The sequence below is a fragment of the Bradyrhizobium sp. Arg816 genome, from assembly GCF_029989365.1.
Taxonomy (GTDB): domain Bacteria; phylum Pseudomonadota; class Alphaproteobacteria; order Rhizobiales; family Xanthobacteraceae; genus Bradyrhizobium.
The window spans coordinates 16,189-31,410 of record NZ_JAPRAQ010000009.1 but is presented as its reverse complement, the minus strand read 5'-3'; the positions used below and the strand labels follow the sequence as shown (position 1 = coordinate 31,410).

Here is a 15,222-nt window from a genome sequence, read left to right as displayed (position 1 = left end):
CACTTGTGAACCCGAATGCGGCACGAATCAATCGAGCCGCGCCGGCGTATCCCCGCTTCCCTGCCCACACGGTTAAGACATGTTCCAGCGCCGATCACATCTTTTCGCTTGGCAGAATGGTTGCGATTCCAGACAATGACGACACATAAGAGCCGCTCCACCGGCCGAATCAATTGATCCGAGACCCGGATCCCGCGGCGCGAAGGGACGAAGCCTGAGAAGATGACCCGGTTTGACGGCGACGTGTCGCCCGCCTTCGAGATCGTGGAGCCCGCGCAATGGCGCGCGCCTGTCATCTTCAACTCGCCCCATTCCGGCTCGACCTATCCGGACGAATTCCTCAGCGCCTCCAGGATCGACCTGACGACGCTGCGGCGGTCCGAAGATTCCTTCATGGACGAGCTGATCGGCCATTTGAGCGAGCGCGGCTTTCCGACCGTACGGGTCAACTTTCCCCGCTCCTATGTCGACGTCAATCGCGAGCCCTATGAGCTCGATCCCCGCATGTTCACCGGCCGGCTGCCGAGCTTTGCCAATACCCGCTCGATGCGGGTCGCCGGCGGGTTAGGCACCATCCCGCGCGTGGTCGGCGACGGTCAGGAAATCTACCGCGAACGCATCCTGGTCGACGATGCGCTGGCGCGGATCGAGACGCTGTACAAGCCCTATCATCGCGCGCTGCGCCGGCTGATCAACAAGGTGCACCAGATGTTCGGCACCGTGGTGCTGGTCGACTGCCACTCGATGCCCTCGGTCGGCGTCAGCAGGGACGAGCCGCGGCGGCCCGACATCGTGATCGGCGACCGCTACGGCACGAGCTGCACGCCGCTGCTGCCGGACAGGGTCGAGGAGACCATGGGCGGCCTCGGCTATTCGATCGGCCGCAACAAGCCCTATGCCGGCGGCTTCATCACCGAGCATTACGGCAACCCCGCAAGCGGCCTGCACGCGGTGCAGCTCGAGCTCAACCGCGCGATCTACATGGACGAGCGGCGGCGCGAGCGCAGTCCGCGCTTTGCGCAAGTGGCAAACGACTTCGGCGTGCTCGCCGACGTGCTGGCGACGACGATCCCGTTCGGCGATCTCGGCCCGTTCCAGGCCGCGGCCGAATAGACGCGAGCCGTCGCCGCGCGATCGCGTCGCCGATCAAACATCAGATCAAGCTGCCAGCGTATCGTGCGCCGAATCTTCGCTTCGCGTTTTCGCGCGCTCGAAGTGAAGATCGAGGCTCAAAGAAAAAAGGGCCGCTTCTGATGAAGAAGCGGCCCAAGTCTAGGGAGGAAACGCCCAAGGAGGGCAGCGGTAACGCAGAGCGCTACCGCACCGCAACAATATGCGGCCGCGGCGCACAAAGTGCAAGGCCTTTTGAGCCGTTTCCCATGCAATATGCACATGGCTCATTTGCTTATAGCGAAACCCAGATTCAGTTTCTTTGATAAGGAAATTCAATGGGTTGATAACCGTTTGCATACGAACAAGGCATGCTCGGAACTAAGTTTTCAACTCTGTGATCGATATTTGGCCAGCATATGACTGGGATGTGGCAACCGGTTGCGGCATCCAAAATACCAGGGTGCAAATCAACTCAACGCTGCACGCGAGAAGCGAATTGAGCTAGGCAAGAGCGAGCTTCACCCGACTTTCGTTTTGAGGATGCGCCGTGACGGTGATCGACTTCTCAGCCTTCATCGGACGGCTCGCCACCGCGTCCGGCGAAACCATCCTGCCGTTCTTCCGCACCTCGCTGTCGATCGACGATAAGAGCAAGACCAAGGATTTCGACCCCGTGACGGAGGCCGACCGCGCCGCGGAGGCGGTGATGCGCCGGCTGATCAAGGCGAGCTTCCCCCAGCACGGCATCGTCGGCGAGGAATTCGGCAATGAGCGCGAGGACGCCGATTATGTCTGGGTGCTCGACCCCATCGACGGCACGAAATCCTTCATCGGCGGCTTTCCGATCTGGGGCACGCTGATCGCGCTGCTGCACAAGGGCGCGCCGGTGTACGGCATGATGCACCAGCCCTTCATCGGCGAGCGCTTCTCCGGCGACAACGGCTCGGCCACGTATAAAGGCCCGTCCGGCGAGCGCCGGCTCCAGGTCCGCCGCTGCGCCGCGCTGTCGGAAGCAACAAGCTACACCACCAGCCCGCTGCTGATGAACGAGCGCGACCGCGCCATCTTCAGCCGCATCGAACAGGGCGCGCGGCTGTCGCGCTACGGCGGCGACTGCTACTCCTATTGCATGCTGGCGGCCGGTCACGTCGATCTCGTGGTCGAGACCGAGTTGAAGCCTTACGACATCGCGGCCCTGATCCCGATCGTGACCGGCGCCGGCGGCGTCGTCACCACCTGGGAAGGCAAGCCGGCGCAGGGCGGCGGCCGCATCATCGCGGCCGGCGACGCCAGAGTTCACGAAGAAGCACTGAAACTGCTCAACCAATAACAATCGCGAGCGGGAGGCTTGCATGACCATTTCACGCAGGCTGCTCGTTGAATTGTTCTTGGGATTGGTCCTGCTGCTGCCGTCATTGGCATCGGCGCAGAATTTTCCCGCAAAACCGATCAAGCTGATCGTGCCGTTCCCGGCCGGCGGTCCCAACGACATCATCGCGCGGGTGATCGGCCAGCGCATGTCGGAGCTATCAGGGCAGCCGGTGCTGATCGACAACCGCGGCGGCCAGGGCGGCGTGCTCGGCACCGACGCCGTCTCGAAGGCCGCGCCCGACGGCTACACCATCGCCATCTCCTCAGCCGGCGCGCTCGCGATCAGCCCGAGCATGGAGCGGGTCGCCTACGACACTTCGAGCGACCTCGCGCCGGTGACGCTGGTTGCGACCGTGCCGGAAATGCTGGTCGTCGCCACCAACGTGCCCGCCAAGGATATCGGCGAGCTGATTGCGCTCGCCAAGGCGCAGCCCGGAAAGCTCAATTTCGCCTCTTCCGGCCCCGGCAGCCTGCCGCACCTCGCCGGCGAATTGTTCAAGCTGACGGCGAAGATCGACATCGTCCACGTGCCCTATCGTGGTGCAGCTCCCGCGGTGAACGATCTCTTGGGCCAGCAGGTGCAGATGACCTTCCTGGATCTTCCGGTGCTGCTGCCGCAGGTCAAGGCCGGCGCGTTGAAGCCGATCGCGGTCGGCTCGGCCGAGCGCTCCGCGACCGCGCCCGACGTGCCGACCACCGCGGAAGCGGGCTTTGCTGATCTTCGCATCGAGAACTGGTACGGCATGGTGGCGCCCAAGGGCACGCCGAAGGAGATCGTCACCGCGCTGCATGGCCTGGCGACGAAGGCCATGGCGGATCCCGCGGTCAAGGAAAAGCTCGCCGCCCAAGGCGCGACGCTGATCGGCGACGAGCCGGAGCATTTTCGCAGCTTCATCGCGGACGAGACCAAGAAGTGGGCGAAGGTGATCAAGGACGCCGGGGTCGAGACGGCGAAGTAGCGCGCGGTAGGCGAACGGCCTCACAACGCGACAGGTGCGTTCCCTCCCCCTTGCGGGGGAGGGCTAGGGAGAGGGGTTCACACGGGGACTCCATCGATCTCTCTTCTTCGCGACAGAGGTACCTTTTCCTGGGCCACCCCTCTCCCCCGCCCTCCCCCGCAAGGGGGGAGGGAGCGCAGTTGTGCGCACAGCCGCAGCGTAGGCTCACATCCAAAAAGCCGCCCTCACACCGCCGCCGCCCGCAAATGCTCCACCAGCATCTTGGCCGGCCTTGGCAGCGCCTTGAAGCTGCGTGCGCAGATCACGAGCTTGCGGTTGGCGAAGGCATCGCGCAGGCGGACCATGGCCAGCGGCATCAGCTTGGCGCAGCGGCGGGCGGCGGATATCGGCACCAGGGCGATGCCGACGTCAGCGGCGACCATCTGGCAGATCGCGTCGAAATCGCGCAGACGCGCACGGTAATGCGGACGCATGCCGAGCCGGGCGGCGTGCTTCGAAATGTGCATCTGGAGCGCAGTGGCACTGGTGAGCCCGACAAAATCACAAGCGGCCGTCTCCTGAAAATCGATCTGGCGACGGCCCGCGAACGGGCCGCGCCGCGACGTCACCAATGTCAGGTGGTCTTCGCTGAAGACGAAGCGCTCGATATGGTCGGGCAGCGCGTGCTCGGCGGCAAAGCCGAGATCGGCGGCACCGGCGGTGATCGCTGCCGCGATATCGGTGCTCTCGCGCTCCTCGATGTCGATGGCGACGTCGCGATGCTCGCGCAGGAAGCCCGCCAGCGCCTTCGGCAGATGCTCCGACAGCCCCGAGGTGTTGACGAGAAAATGCACGCTCGCGCGCACGCCGCTGGCAAAGCCGGCGAGATCGCCGCGCATGGCGTCGACCTGGTGCATCACGACCCGCGCATGGTCGAGCAGGCTCTCGCCCGCCGCAGTCAGCTCGACACCGCGCCGCCCGCGCTTGAGCAGCGCGACGCCGAGCGCGTCCTCGAGCCCTTTTATGCGCGCGCTGGCAGAGGCCAAGGCGAGATTCGATCGCTCGGCGCCGCGGGTGATGCTGCGCTGGTCGGCGACCGCGATGAACAGCTGGAGGTCGACGAGGTCGAAGCGCATGGCTGGATTCTCCTCAGCCTCCGCCAAGAACGAAGACTGTCTCCGTAACCTCCAGATTGTGCCCGCGCGCGGCTTCGGTCAATGTGCAAGATATGATCGACCCGCTCCTCATCCTCATCGCCGCCGTCTTCCTGATCGCCGGATTCGTCAAGGGCGTGGTCGGGCTCGGCCTGCCGACCGTGTCCATGGGCCTGCTCGCGGTGAGCATGGCGCCGAGCCGCGCGATCGCCATCGTGATCGTGCCCGCCATCGTCACCAATATCTGGCAGACCTTCTCCGGCCCCTATCTGCGCGACATCCTGAGGCGGCTGTGGCCGCTGATGATCGGCACCGTGATCGGATGCTGGCTCAATGCCGGCGCGCTGACCGGTCCCCATGCCCGTTACGGCACGATCGTGCTCGGAATCCTGCTCGTGATCTACGCGATCATCGGGCTCAGCAAATTCGAGTTCCGCGTCGCGCCCCAGAACGAGAAATGGGCCGGCGGCGTGGTCGGCGTGATCACCGGCGTGATCTCGGCCTCGACAGGCGTGCAGGTGATCCCGTCGATGCCGTTCATGCAGGCGATCGGCATGGAGAAGGACGAGCTGGTGCAGGCGCTCGGCGTGTTCTTCACGACGGCGACGCTGGCGCTCGCCTTCAATCTCACCGCCGGCGGCTTGCTGACGCCGGCGAACGCCGTGCCGGGCGCCGTGGGCATGGCCATGGCCTTTGCCGGCATGTTCGTCGGCCAGTTGGTGCGGGCGCGGATGCCGGCGGAAGCGTTTCGCCGCTGGTTCCTGATCGCGATGATTTTGCTCGGCGTTTATCTCGCGGGCAGTGCACTGCTGAAGGAGTTCGCCTGAGGCTTAAGATTTGGGCTCGTAACCCGGCACCCATTTTTCGTGCTGGGGCAGATCGTCCTGGATCGTCCACCACGGCGCGCGCGACGAGGTGAAGACGTGGAGGCGGGGCCTGACATCGGGATCGTCATCGAGCAGGCCGGCGGGAATGCTGACGGTCGGCAGATAGCTCGCCTTGCCCGGCGTCAGGCAACCGCAGGTCTTGCAGCGATGGCGGAAGCTCCCCGGTGCGGATTCGTAAGCCACCGTCATGTCCTCGCCGGCAACAAAGCGAAACTTGTCGGCATCGACATGGGCGTAGGTGGCGAAGGCGGCACCGGTCAGCTTGCGGCAATTGGCGCAATGACAATGCGTCAGCGCGCGCACCTGATCGACCTCGAAACGCACGGTACCGCACAGACAGCTTCCACGAACCATTGAAACCTCCCCGCGCAGCCTCTATCGGGCCGACTGCGTGCTGTAACCATCATTCGTTCGAACGAGTTATCGCGTCTCCAGCATGGCGACGCGGATGCCGAGATAGATGAAGAGGCCGCCGAGGGCGCGGTTGACCCAGGCGATCGCGCCCTCGGAGCTCCGCAAGCGATGGGCGGCCCTTGCCGCGAACGCCGCCAGCACCAGGCACCACAACGTTCCCGTAAAAATGAAGATCAAGCCGAGCGTCAGGAAGGCGAGCGGCTTGTGCAGGGAATCGGCTGCGACGAATTGCGGCAGGAAGGCCAGGAAGAACAGCGCGACCTTGGGATTGAGCGCGTTGGTGAAGACGCCCTGGAGGAAGACCCGCCGCAGCGGGCTGCGCACCGGCTCGTCGATGACTGCGGCCAGCGCCGGGCGCGACCACAGCATCTGAAGTCCTGTCACGACGAGATAGGCCGCGCCGACCAGCTTCAGGATCGAGAAGGCGGTCGATGAGGCCATCAGCAGGGCCGAAAGGCCGATTGCCGCGCCCGCGACGTGGAAAAAGCAGCCGAAACTGATGCCGAGCGCGGCCGCGGCACCGCCCCGCCAGCCCATCTGCATGCTGCGGCCGATCACGTAGACCGAGTCCGGGCCGGGCGTGATGTTGAGCAATATGCCCGACAGGATGAAGAGCCAGATTTCGTGAATGCCCAGCATGTGAGGTGCCCCCGTCAGCCCTGAAAGGCGGGCTTATTCGGTCCGGCCGCCGCCGTCCATCGCCAGAATTGCGGGGAATTTACCTCAAATTTGCAATGCGGATGATGCTTTCGCTCGGCCTTATCTGCTTTATAAAGGCTGGGTTCTTGGCAATGCGGGATTCGAGGCGACTGCCACGCCGTGGCCGGTCATCGGTCCCGTCCAAGTCTCTTGGAGCTCCGGACTATGGAAAGACGTCTGGCCGCCATCGTCTGCGCCGATGTCGCCGGCTATTCGCGCATGATGGGCAGCGACGAGGCCGGCACCCATGCCGCCTTCAAGGCCCATCGCAGCGCGATCCATCCCATCATCCTCAACCATGGCGGCCGCGTCGTCAAAAACACCGGCGACGGCTTCCTGCTGGAGTTCGCGAGCATCGTCGGCGCCGTCGAGGCCGCGATCGCGATGCAGACGCTGATGGCGGAGCGCAACCATCACCTGCCCGCCGAGCGCGCCATGCAGTTTCGCCTCGGCATCCACATGGGCGACGTCATCGCCGACGAGGACGAGGTATTCGGTGACGACGTCAACATTGCCGTCCGCCTCGAATCGGTGGCGAGCCCCGGCGGCTTCGCCATCTCGGCCAAGGCCTACCGGGAGGCGAGCAAACACCTGACCGCGCTGCTGGTCGATGCCGGCAACCATCGCTTCAAGAACATCAAGGACCCGGTCGGGGTCTGGACCTGGATGCCCGAGGGTGCGCCGGCGCTCGCGCCCGAGCTCCGGGAGGCGTCGGCGCTGTCGCAGCAGTACCGCACGGCGATCGTCGGCGTGCTGCCCTTCGCCAATCTCAGCGACGCCCAGGACGAATATTTCTCCGACGGCCTCACCGAGGATCTGATCCACGCGCTGTCGCTGCAATCCTTCTATCGTGTGCTGAGCCGCAACTCGACCTTCGCGTTCAAGGGCAAGAACACCGGCACCCGCCTGATCGCGCGCGAGATCGATGCCACCTATCTGATCCAGGGCTCGGTGCGGCGCGCCGGAGCCAAGATCCGCGTCACCGCCGAGCTGATCGCGCCGGAGACCGGCGAGCAGCTCTGGACCGGCCGCTACGACCGCGACATCGGCGACCTGTTCGCGATGCAGGACGAGATCACCACCAATCTGTCCGCCGCCATCGCCACCGAGATCGTTCGTGCCGAGGCCTCGGCGCCGGCGCGGCTCTCCACCGACGTGACCGCCTGGGACCGCTTCCTCAAGGGGCTGTCGCACTACTACCGGCAGACCAAGGAAGACCTGGCCACCGCCGTCGGCCTGTTCCGCGAAGCCATCAGCCTCGACCCCAAACTGTCGATCGCGCACGCCTATCTCGCCACGATCCAGATCCAGAGCATCCAGTTCGGGTGGGTCAAGGGCACGCGCGAGATGTGGGCCGAGGCGATGGCCCTCGCCGAGACCAGCGTCCGGCTCGACCCGCGCTCCTCCTTCGCCTTCTCGATCCTGTCCTGGGCGCATGCCATGGAGGCGCATTACGAGGCCGCGATGGACGCCGCCAAGCGCGCGGTCGCGCTCAATCCCTACGACAACGGCGCACGCGGCGTGCTCGGCATCTGCCATTTCGTCATCGGCGAGCACCGCGAGGCGATCGAGCTGTTCTCGATGGCCGCACAGCGCGACAACAGCGATCCGCGCTACCAATGGGCCGCGCTGAACGCCTTCAGCCATTATCTGCTGGGGCAATACGACGCGACCCTGTCCTGGGCCCGCGAGCAGCTCTACATCAACCCGAACCACATGCAGGCGCTGGCGATCCGTGCCGCGGCGTTGGCACAGTTGGGCCGGGACGATGAGGCGGGCGAGGCCGTCGGCGTGCTGATGCGCAACTACCCGACACTGAATGTCGATCGTCACTTGCGCAATTTCCACTGGAAGCGGCCCGAGGACCTTGCCCATTACCGCGAGGGACTTCTGAACGCGGGCGTGCCGCTCGGCAAGCTGACCCTGGTGCAAAGCGACGTCAAACGCGCGGCCGAGTCCTGACAGGCGGGCCTTCTCGGTCCCGACCCGGTCCCTTCGCAAACCGCGGGCCGACTTTTATTGACAGGACCGTGAATTCAGCCACACTTCTTTACACGCTGAAGTAGTATAGGTTGCTGTCGGTTTGTTAGGACTTTCCGCGCTTGATCGGCGCGTCTTCATTTCACGATTCGCTGTTTTCAGGATTTTGGGCCATGAACGACCCCGCCTCGAAGCCTCCCTTCGATCCCTCGATCCAGGTCTCGCCAGACAATCCCTGCCCCTTCCTGCGCGGCCTCGTCGGCGAAGGTTTCGTCGACGGCGGGACCGTGCCGATCGGCAAGCTATCGCAGACGATCGCGAATGCGAGCGGTGACAAGGGGCTGATGAAGATTGTGGCCCGCGTCGAGACCCGCGGCATCGCGCTGATCGCCAACGGCTTCGGTCACATCCTGAAGAGCATCTTTTCGGGCGCACAGCTCGATGCGCTGCGCGGCGGCCCCCTGGACAAGCGCGGCGCCGGTTCGCGCATCCTCGGCGTCGACGGCAAAGTCAACGAGGATCAGATCGCCCGCCTGGCCAGCTTCGGCAGGGTCTATTCCGATCCGAACGGCGGCGGTACTGAGCCCGGCATCAACGCGTCGGAAATACAGACCTACATGCGCGACAACCTCAAGCGAGCCGGGAGCGCTGCGCGCTGGTATTATCGGATATTGATGCAATTCGAATGGCCCATCCTGCTGAAGATCATGGGCAAGGGCGAAGGCGAGAACCGCTATCTCGGCATCGCCGACGTGCGTACGCTGTTCAACGAGCGCAAATTTCCCGCGCGCATCAACCAGCGGGTCGTGTCGCAGCCGGTGCTGTCGACCTGTCAGCGCGTGGTGCGGGGCGCCGTCAAGCTCGCGGCCCTGCTGATTGCCCTAGGTCTGGTCGCCCTCGTCGCGGTCGCCGAATTCCCCAACCAGGTCCGCGCCATGCTGCCGCAGAAGGGGATCCTCGTGAATCTTCTGCCGCCGCCCCTGCCCGCGGTCCCCGAGACGACCGCCGCCTACTGGCTCGAGCAGAACTGGTCGCTGAAGGACCGGCACTGGTTTCATCATGCCAGCCAGGGCACCGCGACCTTTCCAGTGCCCTATGAATGGTTCATGGCGCTGGAGCAGCCGCGCCTTCGCCTGTTCTCGCGGCCGGGCATGATGAAGGATAGCGCCTATCTCGAGCGCTTCGGCTTCATCCCGAGCCCGCAGTCGATCCAGACCGACGCGACGACGCTGCGCCGCTTCGGCTACGCCAATGTCTATGAGACGACGCAGGTGCCGGATTGGTCGACGAGGTGGACCCCCGCCGAGAACGTCGACGGCCTGCCGGTCGGCTTCGCACGGATGACCGGCGTCGTCGATCCCGCGACGGGCCATCACGAACAGGACAAGATCGGGCTGACTTGCGCGGCCTGCCATACCGGCCAGATCCACTATCAGGGCATCGACGTCCGCTTCGACGGCGGCCCGGCCATGACCGATCTGAAGAAGCTCGAGCTGTCGACGGGCCTGTCGATCGCCTACACGCTGTACGTCCCGTTCCGCTTTCAGCGTTTCGCCGATCGCGTGCTCGGGAGCGAAGCCAGCAAGGCGGACCGCGACGCGCTCAAGCAGAAGCTCGGCGCGATCGGCAAATTCCTGATCGACTGGCAGAACAAGTACAACGAGACGATCGAGAGCAAGAAGACCTGGGACGGCAAGCAGCAGAAGGACACCGAGGAAGGGTTCGGCCGCCTCGACGCCCTCAATCGCATCGGCAACCAGGTGTTCTCGCAGGATCTCGCGCTGAGCGGGGTCAAGGGATTCGAGAAGAACCTGCATGCCCAGGACGCACCGGTCAGCTTCCCCGCGATCTGGACCGTGCCGTGGTTCAAGTTTGCCCAATATGACGCCTCGATCGAGCAGCCGCTGATCCGCAACGCCGGCGAAGCCTTGGGCGTCAACGCGCTGCTCAACCTGTCCGATGCCTATCCGGAGGACAGGCTGTGGCGGTCCTCCGTTCACATCAGGACGCTCGGCTGGATCGAGGACATGCTCAGGGGTCCCGATCCGTTCAAGCCGGCCGATCCCTCGGCCGATCCGAAATTCGGCGGTCTGCTGGCGCCGCAATGGCCCTCGCAGATCCTCGGCGACGCATGGAGGATCGATCAGAAGAAGGTCGACAATGGCCGCAAGATCTACGCGGAGATGTGCGCTGGATGCCACCTGCCGGCCGTCAACACCAAGGCCTTCTGGTCCTCGGGACATTGGGAGCCGAGCGGCGACAGCAAGGTCCTGAACGCGGTGACGATTCCCCTCGACGAGATCAAGACGGATCCCGAACAGTCGCTCGTGCTCGGCAAGAGGATTGTCGACGTGCCCGGCTTCCTGAAGGTGAATACAGCCGACCTCCAGAAATGGTGGCAATGCGACGTCTCGACGGCGAGCACCTCGCCCAACGAGATGGTCTATGCGCTCGGCCTCATGACGGTGGTCGATCTCGTCGCCCGCAAATGGATGGACGACGAGAAGGTCCCGGACGCCGAGCGGGCGAAATTGTGGAATCTCGCGCGCAAGAACTGTCTCAATCCGACGCCCGAGCCGCGCTATCGCGCGCGTCCGCTGAACGGGATCTGGGCAACGGCGCCTTACTTGCACAACGGCTCGGTGCCGTCGCTCTACTGGTTGCTGAAGCCGCAGAACGAGCGCCCGCAAGAATTCTGCATGGGGCGCCGCGACTACGATCCCGTGACGGTCGGCTTTGCGGTCACCGCGGGCGAGAAGTGCAAGATGGGCGAAACCGAGTTCTCGATGAACGGACCTGACGGCAAGCCGGTCCAGGGCAATAGCGTGCGCGGCCATTCCTTCGAGCGCAAGGAAGGTGAACCGAGACGCCCGGGCGTGATCGGCCGCGAGTTCAAGAACGACGACGAGCGCTACGAGCTGATCGAGTATCTGAAGACGCTGTGAGGCAGAGAAGGTTCATCGTCATGGCCGGGCTTGTCCCGGCCATCCACGTTCCTTGATCGCGCAGCAAGGCGTGGATGCCCCGGGCCTTCGCCGCGCCGAAGCGGCTTCGGCCGCGCAGGCGGGACAAGCCCGGGCATGACGGAGATTGTGGAACGATCAGCCGTCCTCAGGAAGCTTCCGCCACCTCACTTGAACAGCGGCGTGCCCGGCACGAAGGCGTCGAAGGCGGCCCAGAACTGTGAGCGGTAGCGGTCCTGCTCCTGGAGGATCTCGTGCTTGGCGCCGGCGATCACGAGATGGGAGCCGGCGCGCAGGTGATAGGCAAACTCCTCGATCGCCGCGGTCGAGACCACGGTGTCGCTGGAGGCCGCCAGCATCAGGATCGGCTGGCGGATCTCGGACGGGTAGTTCTTGCCCTTGAAGGTGTTCATGGCGCGGAAGGCGGTATCGGCCCAGGCGACCGTCGGTGACGCGAGCCCGAGCGTCGGATCCTCCTCCAGGATCGCGGCATTGCGCGCATAGCGCACGGGATCGCTGGTCAGCGGATTGTTGATGAAGGGATTGAGCCCGGTGATGTGGTCGGTGCCGCCGGGGACATAGCGACCGCCCATCCCCATCAGGCGCATCGTCTTTAGCAGCGCCCGCGCCGGAAACGAGGTGGCGCGGCCGGGCAGGTCGATCATCGGCGCCGACAGCACCATGCGGTCGAACCAGCGCTTGCCCGCGTGCGCCACCCGCAGCATCACCGTGCCGCCCATGGAATGGGCGAGCGCGAAGAAGGGCGGCGGGCAATCCGGCAGCACCACCTGCTGAACGAAGGTCTCGACGTCGATCTCGAAATCGGAGAAGTCGCGCACATAGCCCTTGCGCGGATCGCGCAGACGGCGCGAGGAATGGCCCTGCCCGCGCCAGTCGATCATCGCCACCGCGAAGCCGCGGTCGCGCAGGTCGCGCACGGTCTCGAAATATTTCTCGATCTGCTCGCTGCGTCCGGTGAAGACGCAGACCGTGCCCTTGCGGTTCGCCGGCGGCGCCCAGCGCGCAAAGCGCAGCTCGGCGCCATCGGGTGTCTTGATGGTGCCGCTGACGACGTCTTCGGGAACGGGATTGGACGGAATCGAGATCAGCGTCATTGGGCGAGAAATGCTGCAAATCAAGGGGCTGGAGCGCCGAAAAGGCGCAAGCTGCCGCCCTCTTGAACGCCGTTCCCCTGAACCCATATCACCTTGGTGCAGGCCGCTACCAGTGTTTCGGAACCGGAACATCAGGCTGCACACAGACTAAAGCCCGGCCCGATTGGCGGGCGGGTTACCAACAGTCGCTCAATGGAGGACTAGACCATGCGTAGCTACGACCTGACTCCGTTTTACCGTTCCACCGTCGGCTTCGACCGCCTCTTCAGCCTGCTCGACCAGGCCAGTTCGGACGGTAGCCCCGGTTATCCCCCCTACAACATCGAGCGTACCGGCGAGAACGCCTACCGCATCACGGTTGCGGTCTCGGGCTTCGCCAAGGACGAGCTCTCCATCGTCGCGAAGGAAAACACGCTGACGATCAAGGGCGAGAAAGTCGCCAACGAGAACTCGAAGTCCGAAGTGCTCTACCGCGGCATCGCCGCGCGTGCCTTCGAGCGCGCCTTCCAGCTTGCCGACTTCGTGCAGGTGAAGGACGCCTCGCTCGAGAACGGGCTGCTTCACGTCGACCTCGTGCGCGAGATTCCCGAAGCCAAGAAGCCGCGCCAGATCGCCATCAACGCGAGCGCGCCGAAGGCGCAGGTGATCGAGAGCTCAGTCGCCGCCTAAGCACGTCGACAACCGCCAAGTTGCGAAAACGCCCCGGTGCCCCGGGGCGTTTTTTCGTTTTTGCATCGCATCACAGAACGGTGAGGACACGTAACGCCGCGACGACGCGCTCCGTCCTTTGGACATCGCAGCAAAAACAATACGGAGCACGATCATGTCACTTTGGCGCAGCCTTTTCGTCGCCGCGAGCCTGCTGGCGGGCCCCATCAGCCTGGCTCATGCGCAGACACCGCAGACGGTGAAAGCCAAGAACGTCGTGCTGGTGCACGGCGCCTGGGCCGACGGATCGAGCTGGTCGGAGGTGATCCCGATCCTCCAGGCCGCGGGCCTGCACGTCACTGCCGTGCAAAATCCGCTGTCGTCGCTTGCTGACTCCGTCGAGGCGACCAAGCGCGTGCTGGCCGAACAGGATGGTCCGACCGTGCTGGTCGCGCATTCCTGGGGCGGCACCGTGATCAGCCAGGTCGGCAACGACCCGAAGGTCACCGGCCTCGTCTACGTCGCCGCACGCGCGCCCGATGCGAACGAAGACTTCGTCGCGCTGTCGAAGCAGTTTCCGGCGGGCCCGGCCCGCGCCGGCATCGTCGAGCGCGACGGCTACACAAAACTCTCGGAAGACGCCTTCCTGAAATATTTTGCCAATGGCGTGAAGCCGGAGCAGGCCAGGGAGCTCTACGCCGTGCAATGGCCGACGGCCGCCTCGATTTTCGCCGGCCGCACCACGGAAGCTGCATGGCACACGAAGCCGAGCTGGTACGCGGTGTCGAAGAACGACGGCACCATCAATCCGGATTTCGAACGCTTCCTCGCCAAGCGCATGAACGCAACCACGATCGAGCTCGATGCCGGCCATCTCTCGCTGGTGTCGCATCCGAAGGAGGTGGCGAACCTGATCCTGGAAGCCGCGGGGTATGCGCGCAGCTGAGCGCGCGATCGCCGCAATGAAAAAGCGCCCGAGATTCTCGGGCGCTTTTGTTTTGCTCATATCTCCGTCCGGAGCGGGGCGTGCAGTCGCAAACGAGCGCGCTAGTCCAACCCCTGCGCCGCCGGCATCTCCTGCGTCGGCATGATCGTCGGAGCCGGCTTGGCCTGACCGACGGTCGGTCCTGCGGTCTGCGGTGCGGCTTCAGCGGGCTTTGCCTGCACGGCAGCGGTTTGCTGGGCGGGCTGTGGCTGCGGCGCTTGTGCCTGCTGGGGTGCAGGCGCGGCCGGCTTGGTGGCGGCGACAGGTGCCTCGCCGCGGTGCGGGGCGGCCTTGGGCAGCGGCACGGTGCGGCTGGCGACATGCGGGATCGAGGCCGGTGGACGCGGCGGGCCGCTGCGGACCATGGTCGGCGGCGGCAGCGCGCTTTGCGGACGGTAAGGTGCAACCGTCGGCACCTCATCGCTGGGCGCCATGCCGAAGGCGTCGGCGGCCGGCATGAAGCGCAGAATTCGCCCGTCGCGGGCATCGATCACCAGCCGGCCGTCGTCGCCGCGGCGGTCGATCACCGCGATGGTGTAGACGCTGCCGCGCAGGCGCGGGATGCCGAGCGGCGAGAAGCCGTTGTCGCGCAGCACGGCGTAGACCTCCGTCGACGGCAGCAGCGCCGGCGCCGGGCCCCGCTCCTCGTAGCCATAGCCGTAGCCGTAACGCGGCGGCGGTGGCGGCGCGGCTTCCGGCGGCCCATAGGGTCCATCGAAATCCGAGACCGCTATATAGGCGCCCCGCGCAGCGCCGTTTGCCGGAACCTGTGCCTCGGCGGCCGTTGCCAACAGCGCCAGCGTGGCAGCGGCCACACATCCTGTGAAAAACTTCATGGTCGACACGCTCCTGTCAGGCCCCCGAATGTCTCGCACTCTTTCGCTTCTTGCGGCGTGGCGCGCCTTTCGAAGGGCTGATCCGAAGCTTCATTCGGGATTTCGGCGTCGGCAGGGCC

Annotated in this window: 13 protein-coding genes; 8 read left to right on the top strand and 5 right to left on the bottom strand. The window is 65.0% G+C overall.

Annotated elements, in window-relative coordinates; genetic code table 11:
- The first annotated feature begins 222 nt into the window (after nt 1-222).
- From OWC48_RS22205 to OWC48_RS22195, 3 genes are all read left to right on the top strand, one after another.
- Complete coding sequence (locus OWC48_RS22205) at nt 223-1,113, top strand: N-formylglutamate amidohydrolase (protein ID WP_282521866.1); 891 nt, start codon at nt 223-225, stop codon at nt 1,111-1,113.
- A 547-nt stretch (nt 1,114-1,660) separates the two neighbouring features.
- On the top strand, nt 1,661-2,443 hold the full coding sequence (gene hisN / locus OWC48_RS22200) for a histidinol-phosphatase (RefSeq protein WP_282521865.1): 783 nt from the start codon (nt 1,661-1,663) through the stop codon (nt 2,441-2,443).
- A gap of 22 nt (nt 2,444-2,465) precedes the next feature.
- On the top strand, nt 2,466-3,443 hold the full coding sequence (locus tag OWC48_RS22195) for a tripartite tricarboxylate transporter substrate binding protein (protein ID WP_282521864.1): 978 nt from the start codon (nt 2,466-2,468) through the stop codon (nt 3,441-3,443).
- 224 nt (nt 3,444-3,667) lie between these two features.
- Here OWC48_RS22195 and OWC48_RS22190 read toward each other — a convergent pair whose 3' ends face one another.
- A complete protein-coding gene (locus OWC48_RS22190; RefSeq protein WP_028148086.1) occupies nt 3,668-4,558 on the bottom strand; it encodes a LysR substrate-binding domain-containing protein in 891 nt (296 codons plus the stop codon).
- Nucleotides 4,559-4,650: 92 nt separating this feature from the next.
- Here OWC48_RS22190 and OWC48_RS22185 point away from each other — a divergent pair, with 92 nt between their 5' ends.
- Nucleotides 4,651-5,403: a sulfite exporter TauE/SafE family protein gene (locus tag OWC48_RS22185; protein ID WP_282521863.1), complete on the top strand. Its 753-nt coding sequence runs from the start codon at nt 4,651-4,653 to the stop codon at nt 5,401-5,403.
- Nucleotides 5,404-5,406: 3 nt separating this feature from the next.
- On the opposite strand, the gene OWC48_RS22180 is transcribed toward OWC48_RS22185, so the two are convergent.
- Nucleotides 5,407-5,817, bottom strand: a complete 411-nt coding sequence (locus OWC48_RS22180) for a GFA family protein (protein WP_282521862.1) — start codon at nt 5,815-5,817, stop codon at nt 5,407-5,409.
- Nucleotides 5,818-5,883: 66 nt separating this feature from the next.
- On the bottom strand, nt 5,884-6,516 hold the full coding sequence (locus OWC48_RS22175) for a LysE family translocator (RefSeq protein ID WP_282521861.1): 633 nt from the start codon (nt 6,514-6,516) through the stop codon (nt 5,884-5,886).
- A gap of 225 nt (nt 6,517-6,741) precedes the next feature.
- Between OWC48_RS22175 and OWC48_RS22170 the strand changes: the two genes are divergently transcribed.
- Nucleotides 6,742-8,538: an adenylate/guanylate cyclase domain-containing protein gene (locus OWC48_RS22170; protein WP_282521860.1), complete on the top strand. Its 1,797-nt coding sequence runs from the start codon at nt 6,742-6,744 to the stop codon at nt 8,536-8,538.
- A gap of 191 nt (nt 8,539-8,729) precedes the next feature.
- Entirely contained in the window at nt 8,730-11,501 is a 2,772-nt protein-coding gene (locus tag OWC48_RS22165) for a di-heme-cytochrome C peroxidase (RefSeq protein ID WP_282521859.1), read from the top strand.
- A gap of 185 nt (nt 11,502-11,686) precedes the next feature.
- On the opposite strand, the gene OWC48_RS22160 is transcribed toward OWC48_RS22165, so the two are convergent.
- The gene (locus OWC48_RS22160; RefSeq protein WP_282521858.1) at nt 11,687-12,634 is read right to left on the bottom strand and encodes an alpha/beta fold hydrolase; all 948 of its coding nucleotides are present in this window, start codon (nt 12,632-12,634) and stop codon (nt 11,687-11,689) included.
- 207 nt (nt 12,635-12,841) lie between these two features.
- On the opposite strand from OWC48_RS22160, the gene OWC48_RS22155 reads away from it, so the two are divergent.
- Together OWC48_RS22155 and OWC48_RS22150 are read left to right on the top strand one after the other, a co-directional pair.
- On the top strand, nt 12,842-13,303 hold the full coding sequence (locus OWC48_RS22155) for an Hsp20 family protein (RefSeq protein WP_282521857.1): 462 nt from the start codon (nt 12,842-12,844) through the stop codon (nt 13,301-13,303).
- A gap of 154 nt (nt 13,304-13,457) precedes the next feature.
- Nucleotides 13,458-14,228 carry an alpha/beta fold hydrolase gene (locus OWC48_RS22150; protein ID WP_282521856.1) on the top strand — a complete coding sequence of 257 codons (771 nt, stop codon included), beginning with the start codon at nt 13,458-13,460 and terminating at the stop codon, nt 14,226-14,228.
- Nucleotides 14,229-14,329: 101 nt separating this feature from the next.
- Here the strand turns inward: OWC48_RS22150 and OWC48_RS22145 are convergent, their stop codons facing one another.
- The gene (locus OWC48_RS22145) at nt 14,330-15,103 is read right to left on the bottom strand and encodes a hypothetical protein (RefSeq protein ID WP_282521855.1); all 774 of its coding nucleotides are present in this window, start codon (nt 15,101-15,103) and stop codon (nt 14,330-14,332) included.
- Nucleotides 15,104-15,222: the final 119 nt, after the last annotated feature.